This window comes from Streptacidiphilus jeojiense (assembly GCF_000719095.1).
GTDB lineage: Bacteria > Actinomycetota > Actinomycetes > Streptomycetales > Streptomycetaceae > Streptacidiphilus > Streptacidiphilus jeojiensis.
The window spans coordinates 441,776-458,325 of sequence record NZ_JOEH01000001.1; the positions used below are offsets into that span (position 1 = coordinate 441,776).

The 16,550-nt window shown below is 68.2% G+C and carries 9 protein-coding genes and 3 pseudogenes; 7 read left to right on the forward strand and 5 right to left on the reverse strand.

Translation table 11 applies throughout. The features are described from left to right. Window positions 1-23: 23 nt before the first annotated feature. Window positions 24-3,143: a bifunctional [glutamine synthetase] adenylyltransferase/[glutamine synthetase]-adenylyl-L-tyrosine phosphorylase gene (locus tag IF29_RS0101930; protein ID WP_030248632.1), complete on the reverse strand. Its 3,120-nt coding sequence runs from the start codon at window positions 3,141-3,143 to the stop codon at window positions 24-26. 279 nt (window positions 3,144-3,422) lie between these two features. On the opposite strand from IF29_RS0101930, the gene IF29_RS0101935 reads away from it, so the two are divergent. Next, the gene (locus tag IF29_RS0101935; protein ID WP_084713362.1) at window positions 3,423-4,586 is read left to right on the forward strand and encodes an acyltransferase family protein; all 1,164 of its coding nucleotides are present in this window, start codon (window positions 3,423-3,425) and stop codon (window positions 4,584-4,586) included. Here the strand turns inward: IF29_RS0101935 and IF29_RS0101940 are convergent. Beyond that, window positions 4,568-5,788, reverse strand: a complete 1,221-nt coding sequence (locus tag IF29_RS0101940; RefSeq protein ID WP_030248635.1) for a hypothetical protein — start codon at window positions 5,786-5,788, stop codon at window positions 4,568-4,570. The genes IF29_RS0101935 and IF29_RS0101940 overlap by 19 nt on opposite strands. A 166-nt stretch (window positions 5,789-5,954) precedes the next feature. Next, window positions 5,955-6,764 (reverse strand): LysR family transcriptional regulator, encoded by an 810-nt coding sequence (locus tag IF29_RS0101950; RefSeq protein WP_030248637.1) that lies wholly within the window; start codon window positions 6,762-6,764, stop codon window positions 5,955-5,957. Window positions 6,765-6,940: 176 nt separating this feature from the next. Between IF29_RS0101950 and IF29_RS0101955 the strand changes: the two genes are divergently transcribed. Both IF29_RS0101955 and IF29_RS0101960 read left to right on the forward strand, forming a co-directional pair. Further along, on the forward strand, window positions 6,941-7,660 hold the full coding sequence (locus IF29_RS0101955) for an SDR family oxidoreductase (protein WP_030248638.1): 720 nt from the start codon (window positions 6,941-6,943) through the stop codon (window positions 7,658-7,660). Window positions 7,661-8,284: 624 nt separating this feature from the next. Beyond that, window positions 8,285-9,148, forward strand: coding sequence for a class I SAM-dependent methyltransferase (locus IF29_RS0101960; protein ID WP_030248639.1), 864 nt, complete (start codon window positions 8,285-8,287; stop codon window positions 9,146-9,148). 26 nt (window positions 9,149-9,174) lie between these two features. On the opposite strand, the gene IF29_RS0101965 is transcribed toward IF29_RS0101960, so the two are convergent. Continuing rightward, entirely contained in the window at window positions 9,175-9,792 is a 618-nt protein-coding gene (locus IF29_RS0101965; RefSeq protein ID WP_030248640.1) for a TetR/AcrR family transcriptional regulator, read from the reverse strand. An 87-nt stretch (window positions 9,793-9,879) separates the two neighbouring features. On the opposite strand from IF29_RS0101965, the gene IF29_RS0101970 reads away from it, so the two are divergent. After that, window positions 9,880-10,653 (forward strand): glucose 1-dehydrogenase, encoded by a 774-nt coding sequence (locus IF29_RS0101970; RefSeq protein ID WP_030248641.1) that lies wholly within the window; start codon window positions 9,880-9,882, stop codon window positions 10,651-10,653. A gap of 67 nt (window positions 10,654-10,720) precedes the next feature. Here the strand turns inward: IF29_RS0101970 and IF29_RS45775 are convergent. Further along, window positions 10,721-10,807 (reverse strand): annotated as a pseudogene (locus tag IF29_RS45775) (glutamine synthetase); the annotation flags it as partial. 492 nt (window positions 10,808-11,299) lie between these two features. Between IF29_RS45775 and IF29_RS0101980 the strand changes: the two are divergent. The 3 genes and pseudogenes from IF29_RS0101980 to IF29_RS47305 all read left to right on the forward strand — a co-directional run. Further along, window positions 11,300-15,319, forward strand: coding sequence for a leucine-rich repeat domain-containing protein (locus IF29_RS0101980; RefSeq protein ID WP_198037240.1), 4,020 nt, complete (start codon window positions 11,300-11,302; stop codon window positions 15,317-15,319). 362 nt (window positions 15,320-15,681) lie between these two features. Beyond that, window positions 15,682-15,981: pseudogene (locus IF29_RS0101985) on the forward strand (transposase); the annotation flags it as partial. Between the two features lie 47 nt (window positions 15,982-16,028). Continuing rightward, window positions 16,029-16,457, forward strand: a pseudogene (locus IF29_RS47305) (site-specific integrase); the annotation flags it as partial. Between the last annotated feature and the right edge of the window lie 93 nt (window positions 16,458-16,550).

Below are 16,550 nucleotides of genomic sequence, written 5' to 3' on the forward strand. Positions count from 1 at the left end.
CCGGCACGCCCTCGGGCAGTTCCTCAGCCGTAGAACAGCTCCTCCACCACCGTCCGGGCCTGCCGCGCCCGGCGCCGGTAGTCGTCCACCATCACCCCGGCGTGCCCGGCCCCGTAGCCGAGGTAGCGGGCCACGCCCGCCAGTTCGTGCGGGTCCCCGGGGAAGCTGTCCCCGGCCCGGCCGCGCACCAGCATCACCGCGTTGCGCACCAGGGTCGCCTGCACCCAGGCGGTGTCCAGCGCCTCCGCCTGCGCGGGCGCCACCAGACCGGCCTCCACCGCTGCCGCCAGCGCCTCCCTGGTCCTGGTCGTGCGCAGCCCGGCCAGCCGGTGCCCGTGCTGCAGCTGGAGCAGCTGCACGGTCCACTCGACGTCGGCCAGGCCGCCCGGGCCCAGCTTGGTGTGGGTGGTCGGGTCGGCGCCGCGCGGCAGCCGCTCCGTCTCCACCCTGGCCTTGATCCGCCGGATCTCCCGCAGCTCGGTCTCGCTGACCCCGGCGGCCGGGTAGCGCAGCGGGTCGACCAGTTCGACGAAGGCGGCGCCCAGGTCGGCGTCCCCGGCGACCGGGGCGGCCCGCAGCAGCGCCTGGCTCTCCCAGGTCCGCGACCAGCGCCGGTAGTACGCGGCGTAGGAGGCCAGGGTGCGCACCAGCGGCCCCTGCCGGCCCTCGGGACGCAGATCCGCGTCGATCAACAGCGGCGGCTCGGTCGAGGGCAGCTGCAGCAGCCTGCGGACCTCCTCGAAGACCTGGCGGGCCGCATTGGTCGCCTTGGTCTCGTCGGCGCCGGGGAGGGGCTCGTGGACCACCATGACGTCGGCGTCGCTGCCGTAGCCGAGCTCCGCGCCACCGTACCGGCCCATGCCGATGACCGCGATCCTGGTCGGCAGCGGCTCCCCGTCCCGTGCCTCCAGCGCGTCGGTGCAGGCGCGCAGGGCTCCGGTGATGGTGGCGGTGGTGATCGCGGTGAGCGCGGCGCCGGAGGTCGAGACGGCCTCGCCCGGGCTGTCACCCAGACGGCCCAACACATCGGCGGCCGCGGTACGGAACAGCTCCCTGCGGCGCACCGACCGGGCGGCGGCCACCGCAGCCGGGGCGTCGGCGGCCCGGCCGACCGCGGAGTCGATCTCGCGCTCCAGCGCCTGCCGGCCGCGCGGCACCAGCCCGTCCCGGTCCCCCAGCAGCGCGACCGCCTCGGGGGCGCGCAGCAGCAGGTCGGGGGCGAGCCGTCCGGAGGACAGGATCCGGGCCAGGTTCTCGGCCGCCGCGCCCTCGTCCCGCAGCAGCCGCAGGTACCAGGGGGTCGAGCCCAGGCTGTCGGAGACCTTGCGGAAGTTCAGCAGCCCGGAGTCGGGGTCGGCGGAGTCGGCGAACCAGCCCAGCATCACCGGCAGCAGGGTGCGCTGCAGCGCGGCCCGCCGGCTGACGCCGCCGGCCAGGGCGCGCAGATGGCGCAGCGAGTCGGCCGGCTCGCGGTAGCCGAGGGCGGCCAGCCGGGCCTGGGCGGCGGCGGCGCTGAGGCCACCGCCGTTGGCGGTCTCCAGAGCCGTGGTCAGCCCGGCCTCGGCGGTGTCGAGACGGGCCACCGAGTCCAGCAACGGGCGGTAGAACAGCTTCTCGTGCAGCCTGCGCACCTCGCGGGCGTGCCGCCGCCACTCCTGGCGCAGTTCCTGGACCGGGTCGGCCCGCATGCCCAGCGACCGGCCCAGCCGCCGCAGGTCGTCCTCTCCGGTCGGCACCAGATGGGTGCGGCGCAGCTGGTAGAGCTGGATGCGGTGCTCCATCGCCCGCAGGAAGCGGTACGCGGAGTCCAGCGCGGCGGCGTCGGCGCGGCCGACGTAGCCGCCGGCCGAGAGCGCGGCCAGCGCGTCCAGCGTGGTGGCGCTGCGCAGCGTCACATCGGCCCGGCCGTGCACCAGTTGCAGCAGCTGGACCGAGAACTCCACGTCCCGCAGCCCGCCGGGGCCGAGCTTGAGCTCGCGCTCGACCTCGGCGACCGGGATGGCGTCGATGACCCGGCGGCGCATCTGCTGGACGTCCGGGACGAAGTTCTCGCGCTCCGCGGCCTGCCAGACCATCGGGGTGACCGCGTCCAGGTAGGCGCGGCCGAGTTCGGCGTCGCCGGCCACCGGGCGGGCCTTGAGCAGGGCCTGGAACTCCCAGGTCTTGGCCCAGCGCTGGTAGTAGGCGAGGTGGCTGGCGAGGGTGCGCACCAGCGGCCCGTTCTTGCCCTCGGGACGGAGGTTGGCGTCGACCGGCCAGATCACGCCCTCGCGGGTGGTGTCGGAGCAGAGCCGCATCAGGCGGGCGGCCAGCCGGGTGGCGGCCCGGACGGCGGTGCCGTCGTCGCTCTCCGCAGCGCCCCCGGGGAGGTCCCGGGGATAGTGGTGCTCATGGGGGTCGCGGGGCTCGGCGACGAAGATGACGTCGACGTCGGAGACGTAGTTCAGCTCGTGGCCGCCGCACTTGCCCATGGCCACGACCGCCAGCCGGCAGGCCGCGGCGGAGACCGGGTCCTCCTCGGCGGCGATGTCCAGTGCGGCCTGGAGCGTGGCCCCGGCGAGGTCGGCCAGCTCGGCGGCGGTCTGGCTGATCTGGGTGGTCCCGGTGAGGTCGCGGGCGGCGATGCCCAGCAGGCAGCGGCGGTAGCCGGTGCGGAGCGCGTCGGCGCGGGGAAGGTGGGCGTGGGTGTCCCAGATGTGGTGGTAGAGGGTGCGCAGGAACTCCTCGGGGCCCGGGTGGATGTCGTGGAGTTCGAAGGTGACCAGGGCGTGCCAGTCCTCGGGATGGCGGGCGAGGTGGTCGCCGAGGGCGGCGCTGGCGCCTAGGACGCCGAGCAGCCGGTCCCGCAGCGGCTTGGCCGTGGTGACGGTGTCCAGCAGGGTCCGGCGCTCGGCCGGCGCGCAGGCCTCCGCGAGCCTGGCCAGGCCCAGCAGGGCCAGGTCGGGGTCGGCGGTGGCAGCGAGGGCGTCGAGCAGCACGCTGTCACTGGCGTGCGCGGCGAGGTCCGGCTCCGCGAGGCGCCTGACGGCGGCCTCGGGGTCGGTGAACCCGCGCCGGACCAGCCGCGCAGCCGGATTGACCCGCCGCGCGCCGCGGGGCGCCGGGGGCGCATAGCCGTCACCGCTGGCCGTGGGGCCGTCCAACCCGCCGCCTGCCTGCTCCAAGGCGCTGCCCCTCCCATGCGATCAACCGTCGAACGTCGAACAACAACCGAACCAAGATCCGAGACTACGTGCCACTGAGCCGTTCTTCCCCGGTGCGGCGCGGTGACTCCTGCTGCGCGAGGACTCACACCCACGCGGGGGTCCGGGGGGTCGCCCCCCGGAGGATGGAGTCCCGGTGCGGCGCGGTGACTCCTGCTGCGCGAGGACTCACAACAACGCGGGGGTGACTCCTGGCCGCGGGTGGGCGTTGTCCTGGGTATGGACCGTGACCGGTTGCCCTCGCTGACCGGGCTGCGCTTCTGGGCCGCGCTGCTGGTGGTGGCGTACCACCTCAGCCGCCAGTACCACCGGCTACCACTCGTCAGTTCCCTGGTCTGGTACGGCAGGGACGGGGTGACCTTCTTCTTCGTGCTGTCCGGCTTCGTGCTGGCCTGGTCCTACGCCGGCGCGGCCGCAGTACCGGCCCGGGTCTTCTACCGGCGGCGGTTCGCCCGGGTCTGGCCGCTGCACGTCCTGGCGACCGGCTTCGCGCTCGCCGTGACCGCCGCCGCCGGCGGCCTGTTGCCGTGGCGGGCAGTGCTGTGGTCGCTGCCGCTGCTGCAGGCCTGGGCCCCGTCGACGGTGTACGGAGGCAACCCGGCCGCCTGGTCACTGAGCGCCGAGGCCTGGTTCTACCTGCTGCTGCCCGCGCTGCTGCGTGCCCTGCTGCGGCGCGGCGACCGCGCCCTCGCCCTGCTCGCCGCCGCGGCCTGCTGCGCCGGGGTCGTGCTCTGGCTCGCCGGGGCGTACATGGGATCGCCCGCGCTGCGGGACTGGCTGCTGGACTACCTGCCGCTGACCCGTACCCCGCAGTTCCTGCTGGGCGCCGTGGCGGGTGTGGCGTTCCGGCGCGGGTGGCGGCTGCGAATGGCCGTCGGCCCCGCGGTGGCTGCGCTGGTGCTGTGGCATCTGGCGCTGGTGCCCTGGTCGGCGGCGGTGCCCGAGAGCCGCTGGTACGGACCGTACAGCGGATCGCAGCTGCTGGTGGCGCCGCTGTTCGCGGTGCTGGTGCTGGCGGCCGCCGGGCGTGACGCGGACGGCGGGCGCCCGGGCGGGACGTTGTCGCGGCCCTGGATGCGGCGGCTGGGCCACTGGTCGTTCGCCTGGTACCTGGTGCACCAGACCTGCCTGCGGCTGGCGCCGCTGCTGGTGGGGCCGCCGCACGGCACGGCGCAGGCGGCGACGGGCTGGGTGCTCGTCGCCGCCCTGAGCCTGGTCCTGGCGGGCGCCCTGCACACCTGGGTGGAGCGCCCGCTGGAAGCCGCGCTGCGCGGACGTCCGCGGCCGGCGGACGAGCCTGCGGACGGACCTCCGCGTGGCCGGGGACCCGGTGTCCCGGGCCCCCGGTCCGCCGCCGACCGGTCCTACTCCAGGTCGGTGTAGGAGAAGATCGCGCCGATCTGGTAGCCGTCGAGCTTGGTGTCGAAGGTGAACTCCAGACCGGTGTCGCCGTTCCGCATCAAGTCGGAGATGTCGAGCCGGTTCGAGTCGTAGCCCATCTGGTTGACGTAGTTGGGCGTGCGCGCACCGGCGACGGTCCCGGCGTTGTCGATGATGGTCGAGTTCATGAAGTCGTTCGCGGGCTTCTCCGGCAGGCTGAGCTGCGTCAGCGGCCCGTTGGTGGACTTCACGGTCACCGTGTCACCGGTGTAGGTGCGGTCGCCGTCGTAGGCCACGTACCCGAGCACGGACTTGATCGGCCCGCTCGCGGGCGTCTTCAGGTCGGAGATGTCCACCTTGATCGGTGCCGACTTCGGCAGTTCGATCTGGAAGCCGTCGTCCAGGGTGATGTGACGGTAGGGCAGGTCGCAGTTCTCGTAGGCCACGACCAGGGTCCAGCCGCCCCAGCTGTGCGACTGCACCTTCGAGTCCATGTCGGCCACGATGTAGTTGCCGTTGCCGTTCTTGCGGACGATGTCGGTGACGTCGGCGGAGGCCTGGTAGCCGTGCTCCATGGCGTTGCCGGTTCCGATGCCGGTCATGTAGCCGAGGTCGTTGTCGTCCGTGTTGACCTCGTGGTAGGTCTTGTCCTTGGCGCCCTTGAAGAGCACCCCGTCGACCTTCGTCAGCGGCAGGACATCGTTCCCCAGGCCTCGGGTTCCGCCCCAGTACAGCCGGGCGTACTTGATGTCGGAGCCCTTCGACAGGTTCATCACCGCGCCGCTGGACGAGTACAGCGTCTCGTAGCCGCCGCCCTCCGAGGCCGGCAGCTTGAACTTCCCGGGGTACTGGTTGACGTACCGCATGATGTAGTTGTTGTTGTAGATGCCCTGGCCGATGCCCTTGCGTGCGTCGAGGCAGGAGGCCACGCCCGGGGTCACCGGGGGCTTCTTCTCGTCACAGGTCATCAGGGTGTTGGCGATCCGGGTGATGGATCCGTTCATGTCCGCCTGGTAGCGGGTCTTCATGGGGATCGGGTGCTGTCCGGTGCTGTCGCCGGCACGCGTCACGGGCAGCGGTCCGGGGCGGGCCGGGGCCAGCGCGCCGGAGCCCGAGGCGAAAACCAGCTGGGAGGCGGCTGCCGCGCCCGCCACCGCCACGGCGACGGTGGCACGGATCAGCTTGCGCGAGCGGGGGGTCGTCACTGCGGTCCTGCGGTGCATCGGGTCCTCTCGGTTCGTACTCGTCGTGATCGACGTGGTGATCGACGTGGTGATCGACGTACTGGCAGATCACCTCATCCGAACACGACGGGTCGTCAGATGCCGGATCTGATGGTCCGTTAGTGGCGACGACCGAGGGCCTCGGGCCTCAGCTCTGGGCGACCGTCACGAAGGCGGCGACCAGCGGCGAGCGGCGGGCCGCCTCCCAGGCGAGGAACACCTGGTCCGGCTCCGCGTCCAGGACGGGGACGTAGGTGATGTCCGGGCGCGAGTACTGCTCGGCGACGGACTGCGGCACCAGGGTGATGCCGTGGCCGGCGGCGACGCGTTCGAACTTCTCCTCGACGGTGCGGATCGGCGGGTCGTCCGGGCCGGCGTCGACGTAGCGCAGCCGGGGCTCGGCGTCGAGGTCGGCCAGGGCCAGGTCCTGCTTGCCCGCCAGCCGGTGGTCGGCCGGGAGCATCGCCACCCGCGCCTCGGTGAACACCGGCAGCAGCCTCAGGCCCTGCTCCCGGATCGGCCTGCGCAGGTAGGCGAGGTCGACGGTCCCGTCCAGGATCAGGTCCTCCTGGTCGTCCCACTCGACCCGGCGCGCCTGGACCTCCACATCGGGATGGGCGGCGCCGAAGGCCCGGATCACCCCGGTGACGACGACCCCGGCCCGGAAACCGACCACCAGCCGGCGTGGACCGCGGGCGGCCCGGTGCACCCTGCGGCGGGCGGCTTCGGCGCCGGCGAGCAGGGGCTGCGCGTCGTCGAGGAGCTGGCGCCCGGCGGCCGTCAGTGTCACGCCGTGGCTGTCCCGCACGAAGAGCGTGGCATCCAGGTCCTTCTCCAGGGCCCGGATCTGACGGCTCAGCACCGGCTGGGCGATGTGCAGCCGCTCGGCCGCACGTCCGAAGTTCAGCAGCTCGGCGACGGCGACGAAGTAGCGGATCTTCCGCAGGTCCAGATCCATGCCGCACCTTCCCCAGCTCTGCTCTGCTCCGGTGGCGATGCCTTCAGGGTATCGCCACCGTCGAAAGAGGTCTTGGACGACGCGGCGGGTCCGGCCGCAGGCTGGATCACGCCAGAGCACGAGCAATCTGGACCGGTCGGCAGCGCGGAGCGGCCGGTCCTACGAAGGGAACCGACATGGGCCTGCAAGGACAGCGGATCGTCGTCATCGGCGGCACCACGGGCATCGGGCTCGCAGTCGGGGAGGCGGCAGCGCAGGACGGGGCCGCGGTGATCGTCGCCTCCAGGAGGCAGGAGAGCGTGGACGGCGCACTGAAGCGCCTGCCGGGGACCGCCGAGGGCCACGTCCTGGACGCGACCGACGAGGCGGCCATCGCCGCCTTCTTCGAGCGAATCGGCGGCTACGACCACCTGGTCTTCACCGCGGGCGAGTCCCTGCTGCTGGAGACCCTCGCCGAGTCGGACCTGGCGCGGGCCCGCGGCTTCCTGGACACCCGGCTGTGGGGCGCCTACACGGCCGTCAAGTACGGAGCCCCGTCGATCCGCGAGGGCGGTTCCGTGGTGCTGACCACCGGCACCGCGGGCCGCCGCCCGATGCCGGGCACCACCGTCGCGGCCAGCCTCTGCGGAGCGATGGAGTCGCTGACCCGGGCCCTGGCCCTGGAACTCGCCCCGCTCCGCGTCAACGCGGTCGCACCGGGCGTCGTCCGCACCGACCTGTGGCGCGACCTGCCGCAGGCCAACCGCGAGGGCCTCTTCGCCTCCGCCGCCGAGTCCCTCCCCGTCGGCCGCATCGGCGAACCGGCGGACGTCGCCGAGGCCTACCTCTACCTGATGCGCGGCGCCTACACCACCGGCTCAGTGGTGGTCGTCGACGGCGGCACCGTACTGGTCTGACTGAGGATCCGTCCCGAACCTGTCCCCAGAACGGAGACAGGTTCGGGATCAGGCCGGAGGGTACAGGGGCGGAAACCGTGGGTGGCTTACATGGCGGCTCCGTTGCCGCCCTCCGCCGTCCGTGGCTTGTTGCTGTTGCTCGCTTCGCTCGCGGCGACAAGGACGGGAGGGGTGCGGGGGCTCGCCATTGCCGGGCGGCGGGTCGGTCGGTGGCGCGGCTGGAGAAACGATTCGCCAGGTAGGTGCCCTCTACACTTTGGGTCAATCTCCGGACATTGGGTCACTTGATCTACGTGAATGCCCGGATATATCGGACATCTCCGTACGACGAGTGACCCGATGTACGAGAAGTGACCCGAGTTCAAGCAACTCGGCCCACCGCACGCTCCTACCCCGCCCCGCACGCCCCCGTCACGGGCCTACGGCGACCGGCCAAGCAGCCCCCTCCCTGCTGTTAGCCCGCGAGGCGGAGCCGAGCAACAGCAACAAGCCACGGGCGGGGGCGGGCGGCATCGGTGCCGCCATGTAAGCCACCCACAGCTTCCGCAAACAACCAGCTACGCCGCCCTGCCGACCGCCCCCGAACAGCACCTGCGGGCCGGCCGCGCTTGTTAGGGTCGCGCAATGACGACGACTCCGGCTTCCCCGCGTGCTGACTCCGTCGACTCCGCTCACTCCGCCGCCGAGGCTTTCCTCCGTGACTTCCACAACCGCCTCCCCGGTCGGCAGTCGGTGAACATGGAGGGCGCACCGTCGGCTGACGGCCGCACCGGGTACCAGCTGCTGGCGGCCGAAGTTGCCGGGGCCCGGCGGGTGCTGGACCTCGGTTGCGCCGACGGTGCGCTGCTCGAAGTGCTGGCGGCGGCCGGGGCCGAGGAGCTGGCCGGGATCGACCTCTCCGAAGCCGAGTTGGCGTTCGCCCGTCGTCGTCCCGCACTCGCCCGGGCGGATCTGCGCCAGGGCCGGGCACAGCAACTGCCCTTCCCTGACGACTCGTTCGACGCGGTGGTGTCCCACATGGCGCTGATGCTGATGAACGACGTAGAGCAGGTCGCGGCCGAAGCCTCGCGCGTCCTCGCCCCCGGCGGCAGGCTCGCCGTCGCCGTGGGCGGCGGGTCGGTGAAGGGCGAGGCGATGAGCTTGTTCCTCGAAATCGCCGCCCCCTACTTCAGCGCCGTCCCGCCCGAACGCTCCCTACCGCGCCTCGGCGACCGTCGGACCCGTACCCGCGAGGGCCTGGACGAGTTGCTGACCCCCGCCGGGTTCGAACCCGTCAGCTGGACGACCGTCGTCATCGACATGGGCGGCGCCCCCGAACAGGTCTGGGAGTCCCTCACCGACGCCTTCTACGACCTGGCGGCCCTCGACGAGAACCAGACCGCCCGCCTCCGCACCGAGTTCCTCGCCGCCGCCCCCTTCCTACTCGACACAGCCGGCCGCATCCCCGCCGGCATGCACCTCAACACCGCCACCACCCGCCTGCGCTGATCGGCGCTCCGGGACAGAACAGCAGGTCAGCCTTGCCCTTGGGGCCAGGCGGCCAGTGCGAGTTCTGCGGTCCGGGTGAGTTCCGCCGGGGTGGCTCCGTCGCGGGCGCGTTGGGACATGCCCTGGATGACTGCGGCGAAGTACGCGGCCAGGGCGCGCGGGTTAGCGGTAGGTGGTAGTTCGCCCTGCTGTTGTGCGGTCAGCAGGCGGGCCTCGAAGGCGGCCAGGTTCGCGTTGCGCAGGTCGCGCAGGAACGCCGCGACCTCGGCGTCCTGCACGGTGACGTTGGTGGCGGCGCTGATGGTCAGGCAGCCGGCCGGATGGGAGGGGTCGGGGTAGGCGGCTGCGGCCTCCCGGAGCAGGCGGCGGAACGCGCCGCGGGCGGTGGGCTCCTCGGCCAGGGCGGCACCGACGAAGGCGCCGACAGGCGAGCGCCCGTAGGCCTGCACGACCTCCTTGAACAGGGACTTCTTGTCCCCGAACGCCGAGTAGAGGCTGCCGGGCCTGATGCCCATCGCGCGGGTGAGCTCACCGACCGAGGTGGCTTCGTAACCGTGCTCCCAGAACAGTCGGGTCGCGGCTTCCAGGGCCGTGGCGCGGTCGAAGGTCGGGGGCCGCCCTCGCTTCACCTCTGGTGCAGTCATGCCCTGATTCTAGAGCGATCGTTCAAGAACGTGTGCTACGTTCATTCTTGAGCGTTCATTCAAGAAAGTGGGGAGCGGGCAACAGCCATGGCAGCCAAAGCACTTGAGGGAAAGGTCGCACTGATCACCGGCGGCAGCCGGGGTATCGGCCGGGCCATCGCGGAACGGCTCGCCCGTGACGGCGCCTGCGTCGGCGTCGCCTGTGCCCGCGACGAGAACGCGGCTGGCGAGACCGTCGCGCGGATCCGGAAGAACGGCGGGCAGGCCTTCGCGCTCCGCGCGGAACTGGGGCGGCACGGTGACGCGGCCCGCCTGTGGGCGGCCTTCGACGCCGCGGGCCGGGACCACGTACCCGACGGGAAGCTCGACATCATCGTCAACAACGCCGGCATCGGACGCAGTGCGCCGTTGGCCTCGTTGACCGAAGAGGGATTCGACGAGGTCTTCGCAGTGAACGTGCGCGCGCCGTTCTTCATCGTGCAGCAGGGACTGCCGCGCCTGCGTGACGGAGGCCGGATCATCAACATCTCCAGCGGCGCCGCCCGCCTGGCCATGCCGGAGATCCTGGCCTACGGCGCCACCAAGGGCGCGCTGGACACCTTCACCCTCAACCTCGCCAAGGAACTGGGCCCTCGGGCCATCACCGCCAACTCGGTGGCCCCCGGCATCGTCGACACGGACGTCAACGCGTCCTGGCTCCGCGGCAATCCGGAGGCCGAGGCGCACGCCTCGGCCCTGGCCGCCCTCGGCCGGGTCGGGCAGCCGGAGGACGTGGCCGACATCGTGGCCTTCCTCGCCTCCGACGACGCCCGCTGGGTGACCGGCCGGGTCATCGATGCGACGGGCGGCGCCGGACTGTAGCGGCGGAAAGCGAGGAGCCCGGTACCGGTGGATGACTCCACCGGTACCGGGCTCCTCCGGCCTACGGTTACAGGACCGGGAGGTTCTTGCGGAGCTCGAAGGCGGTGACCTCGGAGCGGTACTCCTCCCATTCCTGGCGCTTGTTGCGCAGGAACTGGCGGCCACCTTCGTAGCCTGCGAACCTCTGTTCGACAAGTGCGGCGGACCAGCCACGATCTGGTCGACGTCTGTCATCGATGTTCATCCTTGGCCACCCTCGGACGGCCCACAGACGGCCCCACACTGGCCCGCTAGGCACTCAGAAAGGGGCAGGACGGACAAGCTTAGGTCGGTCAGTTCTTGTCAGGTGCGCCAGAGCGAACGGTGCCTGGCACCGCGCTGACAGGCACCAACACCGACTGTCAATCTCCCGGTGCGACCAAGACCTTGCCAGGCGCCGTATGTCACTTATCCAGGAACGCGCGGACGAAGCACGGCCTGTTCCGGATCCGCCCCAAGTACACCTCAAGATCCATCGGCCTCTATCACTGGACGAAGCGGCCATGATCACAAAATACAGTCGGGGTATTAGGTCAAACCGATCCTGCCGACTACCGGGGTGGGCGACGATAGGCGGGTCATGACGTGCCCGTCTGAAAGGGGAGCAGTGTCTACGGATGCGCAGGGAGTCGCTGAAGAACGGATCGAAGCGACTCGTCGCAGCAAGGCCCATCGGCTGGACCTGTCTGACCTCGGGTTATCGGTGCTGCCGGAATCGCTATGTAACCTCACCGCCATCACCACCTTGGACCTGAGCGGGAATACGTTTTCGGCGCTGCCGGAGTGGCTGGGAGATCTGACCGCCCTCGCCACTCTAAGCCTGTCCAAGAATCAGATTTCCGCTTTACCTGAGTGGCTGGGAGATCTGACTTCCCTCACTGAGCTACACCTGGACGGGAATGAGTTGTCAGTATTGTCGGAGTGGCTGGGTAATCTCACCAATCTCACCGATCTGGACCTGTCGAAGAACAAGCTTTCGGCATTACCAGAATGCCTGGCTAGCCTGACTGCTCTCACCAGCCTGGACCTTGCTGGGAATGAGTTGCCGGAGTTGCCGGAGTGGCTGGGTAACCTCACCGCCCTCACCGATCTGGACCTGTCGGACAACGGGTTGTCGGCCTTGCCGGAGTTCCTGGCTGGCCTGACTGCTCTCACCAGCCTGGACCTTGGCGGGAATAAGTTGCCGGAGTTGCCGGAGTGGCTGGGTAACCTCACCGCCCTCACCGATCTGGACCTGTCGAAGAACAAGCTTTCGGCATTGCCAGAATGCCTGGCTGACCTGACTGCTCTCACCAGCCTGGACCTTGCTGGGAATGAGTTGCCGGAGTTGCCGGAGTGGCTGGGCAATCTCACCAATCTCACCGATCTTGACCTGTCGGGCAATAATCTTTCGGCCTTGCCGGAATGCCTGACTTGCCTGGCTGCTCTCACCAGCCTGGACTTGGCCCGGAATGAGTTTCTGGAGTTGCCGGAATGGCTGGGCAATCTCACCAATCTCACCGATCTTGACCTGTCGGGCAATAATCTTTCGGCCTTGCCGGAATGCCTGGCTAGCCTGACTGCTCTTACCAGCCTGGACCTTGGCGGGAATAAGTTGTCGGTGTTGCTGGAATGGCTGGGTAACCTCACCGGCCTCACCGATCTTGACCTGTCGGACAACGGGTTGTCGGCCTTGCCGGAGTTCCTGGCTGGCCTGACTGCTCTTACCAGCCTGGACCTTGGCGGGAATAAGTTGTCGGTATTGCCGGAATGGCTGGGTAATCTCACCGCCCTCACCGATCTGGACCTGTCGGACAACAAGCTTTCGGCCCTGCCAGAATCTATTGAAAATCTCACCAAGCTCCTAAGTATGGATATTTCCAAGAATGACCTGTCGGCATTGCCGGAGTCACTTGGCAATCTCGCTAGACTCACCAGCCTAAGCCTTGCCGATAATAGAATTTCAGTACTACCTAATTCGATTGGAAAATTGACCGACCTCACATACCTATACCTGTATAACGCCGGCCTGTCGGCATTGCCAGAGTCAATTGGGGATCTTGCGAGCCTCACCGACCTGATCCTTTCTGAAAATGAATTGTCAGTCCTGCCGGATTCGATCGGAAAATTGACTAGACTGACCTCTTTGTATCTGTACATGAATAAGATTTCGGTATTGCCCAGTTCAATTGGGGACCTTGTCAGGCTAGAGCTTCTCAATCTAACCGGAAACGACCTATTGGAGCTACCTGAATCACTTGGCAATCTCACGCTTCTCAATCATCTATACTTGTCTAATAGCAATCTTTCGATGCTCCCTGATTCTATAGGGAAATTGACCAAACTCCAAGTTCTCGAAGTGGATGGAAATTCGCTCACGAGCCCTCCGCCTGAAGTCATTGCGGCTGGAGCTGGGGCAGTGGTGGCATTCCTATCGGGCCTGGCGGCTAATCCAGTACGTCAGTGGGTATCGAAGGTACTCGTTGTGGGGCAGGGACGTGCTGGCAAGACGTCGTTGCTGAAGGCATTGCGCGGTGAGGCGTTCGACCTCGGCGAGGACAGTACGCACGGTCTAACCATCGGTTCGCTTCGGATGGCGCATCCGGATCCAGCGTGTGCTGATGTCATGATGGAATTGGCAACGTGGGACTTCGGCGGCCAGGAGATCTATCATGCGACGCACCAATTCTTTCTGACGGAACGTTCGCTGTTCGTGCTGGTCTGGGACGCACAAGTGGGTTGGGAGGCCAGCCTCTTGTACTACTGGCTGGACATGATCAAGGCACGAGCGCCATACGCCCCGGTGGTTCTGGTCGCCACTCACCTGGGGCCACGACCACCGGACTTCCCGCTGAACAACCTCCGCCAGGCATATCCGGGCCTGATCGTGGAGAGCATGGCCGTTGACAGCGAGACGGGACATGGGCTTGAGGAGCTACGGGCGGTGATCAGGCGCGTAGCGGCCGACCTACCATTGATGGGAACTCGGTGGCCGCGCCCCTGGCTGGAGGCTGCGGACACGATCCGCGCCCACCCTGAAAATCATGTTCCAGCCGAGGAGCTGTACGCGATCATGGCCAGGTGCGGAGTGGAAGACCTGGTGCACCAGAGGGCCCTAGCCGCAGCGCTGCACAGTCTGGGCGACATACTATTTTACCCGCAGGATGATGAACTGCAGGACCTGGTAGTGCTTCACCCCCAGTGGGTAACTTCCTATGTCAGTAAGGTGCTGGACGACGAGACTAAGGAACTGCAAGCCAACGGTGCCCTCTTCACCAAGGCGCACCAGCGGCGGCTATGGCACGACCTTTCCTCTGGAATGCGGCAGCACTTTGTGAGCATGATGGAGCGCTTCGATCTGTCGTACCGCACCAGTGACCGCGCCAGCAGCCTGGTAGTAGAACTGCTGCCCTGGGATCCGCCCGACTTCCAGAACCTGTGGGAGGGAGCATTCACCTCGGCACACCGGGAGCTGCGGTTGCGGTACAGGCTGCATACGGTGCCGCCCGGTATCCCGACCTGGTTCATCGCTCGGGAGCATCGGTTCACCACTGGCTTCCACTGGCGTACCGGTGTGCTTCTACGGCATTCCGACGGTGCCCACTTCGGACTGCTAACCATGGACAAGCATGCGAAGACGGCGGAGCTTCGGGTACGCGGCCCTTATCCGCAGGACTTCTTCGCAGTGCTCAAGGACGGTTTGGAGGAGACCCTGGACCGGTATCCGGGGCTGGGTATCGAACGCTTGGTGCCGTGTCCAGTCATCGGAGATGACGGGGAGGCGTGCCCGCATGAGTTTCGTCACGAGCAACTGGTTGCGCGTCTGAGTCTTGAGCCGCCACGCGAGACCATTGAGTGCCCGGTGGACTTCGCCGAACTGAACGTGCGGCAATTGCTGCAAGGGATCGAACCGCCGGCCAGGTCCCGTTCTGAAGAGTTGGCTGAGGCGGTAACAGGTGTAGTGGTGGGCTTGCGGCAGCAGGTCGAGCATCACAACGAAGACGTCTTAGACGAACTACGGGCCATGAGGATCAAGCAGGACGCAATCGCGGCCGAGCAGCAGCGCACGTTCCTGGCCGCGCAGCGATTGAACCAGTCGTTGAATCAGGTGTTGTGCCCGAGTGTGATGGCGGTGGAGCACGTTCGCAAGCGGGCGGGAGGCCTCATGGGATCGGTGGTGCGAGTACATCTCTACTGCGAGGCGCCCGGCGCCTGGCATCGGGCGCCAGGCGCCGAGCCTTACGAGCTGAAGCTGACATCGGGGGCCATTGCGACAGTGCTGCCCTACGTGCAGACCATGCTGTCCCTGCTCAAGTACGTGGTCCCGGTCGCTGGGGCCAGCATCGGTATCGCCTCCGAGGACCTGGCCAAGCACCTGAAGGGTGACATCGAGACGATGGAAGCGTTGGTGGCCGGTCTGCCCGATGAACTGCACACCCACGATCTCAGCGGAGTCCAGACCATGGTCCGCGCCACGGAGGACCCCCAGTTCCGGGCCATGCAGGGGTTGCTGCTCGCCTTGGACCCCAAGCAGGCTTGGAGTGGTCTGAGCAAGGTGGCCACCCCTGAGGGCCACATCTATTGGCTGTGCGCGGCTCACACCCGCCAGTACCGGGGATTGCCAGGAGAATCCGCAATCAACCCGTAGCGAGCCTCAAAGAAGGGTGCGGACGATATACGCCGTCGGCGACATCGTCCGCACCTCCAAGGCCCTCGGCGTCGTCCAGCACATCGCCTCCGGCGCCTCCCGACTGTGCCCGGTCGTCGATTCCCTGGTCGGGGACTGTCCTAGGGATTGTGTTGTTTGGCCCGGTGTGACCCGAGTTGGCATGAGCTGTGCTCTGCCGGGAAGGATCACGGATGGGAACCAGGGACGAGTCTCGTGCGGTGGAGCTGGTCCGGGAGTTGGCGGCCCGACTGGTGGAGCGGGCCCGCAATGAGGGGGTGAACCTGGTCGGCTCCGACGGGCTCCTCAAGGGCCTGGTGAAGCTGAGGCAGCAGGCGGCAGGACTGATCGCCACCTGGCGGCGGAACTGGGACCACTTCACCGGCTTCCTGAAGTACCCGCCGGAGTTGCGGAAGGTCGTCTACACCACCAACATGATCGAGTCCCTGAACGCCCGGGTCCGCAGGGCCACCGCCCGACGAGGACACTTCCCCACGGAGGAAGCAGCGCTCAAGGTCGTCTATCTCGTCCTACGCGAGCACCGGCCCAACCGGGCCAACATCACCGGCCGGACCCGCGACTGGATGGAGGCCGCCAACACGCTCGCCAACTACTACGGCGAACGCGTCACCGACCACTACTGACACCACAAGACACCAGGCCAAACAACACAAAGATCAGGACACTCTCGTGCGGCCTCCGTCAGGGCGAGGTATTCGGCCTGCCCGTGGATGAAGTCAACTTCGACACCGGTTGGCTGCACGTCGGCTTTCAGGTCAAGAATGTCGGGGGTCACCTCGTCTTCGCTCCACCGAAGCGAGGGAAAGTCCGTGACATCCCGCTTGCGCCTGCTGTTGCCTTGGCCTTCAAGGAACATGCCGAGCGGTTCCCGCCGACAGCTGTCACCCTGCCGTGGCTCCGGCCGGACGGTGCTCCAGTGACGAAGAAATTGATGTTCACTGCGGCTCACGGCGGAGCGGTGCGCCGGAGCGACTTCAACACCTACGCATGGAAGCCTGCGCTGGTGGGTGCTGGCGTTCTTCCGGAGCGGGTGAAGGGGAAGCGTCACCAGGCGGCCCGTGAGGACGGGATGCACGCCCTGCGGCACTTCTTCGGATCGCGTCCCTTGGCGTGGTGTAGCCGATCAGCGTGGGGTGGTGCGCCGGGGGCGTGGACCCGGGTAGCTTCCGCTCTGCCGACAGGGTGGGCCACC

Excerpts from the sequence above, each read along its gene's own strand:
- IF29_RS0101935 (WP_084713362.1), top strand. The coding sequence starts at position 3,423 with ATGGACCGTGACCGGTTGCCCTCGCTGACCGGGCTGCGCTTCTGGGCC.
- IF29_RS0101950 (WP_030248637.1), bottom strand. The coding sequence starts at position 6,764 with ATGGATCTGGACCTGCGGAAGATCCGCTACTTCGTCGCCGTCGCCGAG.
- IF29_RS0101970 (WP_030248641.1), top strand. The coding sequence starts at position 9,880 with ATGGCAGCCAAAGCACTTGAGGGAAAGGTCGCACTGATCACCGGCGGC.
- IF29_RS0101955 (WP_030248638.1), top strand. The coding sequence starts at position 6,941 with ATGGGCCTGCAAGGACAGCGGATCGTCGTCATCGGCGGCACCACGGGC.
- IF29_RS0101965 (WP_030248640.1), bottom strand. The coding sequence starts at position 9,792 with ATGACTGCACCAGAGGTGAAGCGAGGGCGGCCCCCGACCTTCGACCGC.
- IF29_RS0101960 (WP_030248639.1), top strand. The coding sequence starts at position 8,285 with ATGACGACGACTCCGGCTTCCCCGCGTGCTGACTCCGTCGACTCCGCT.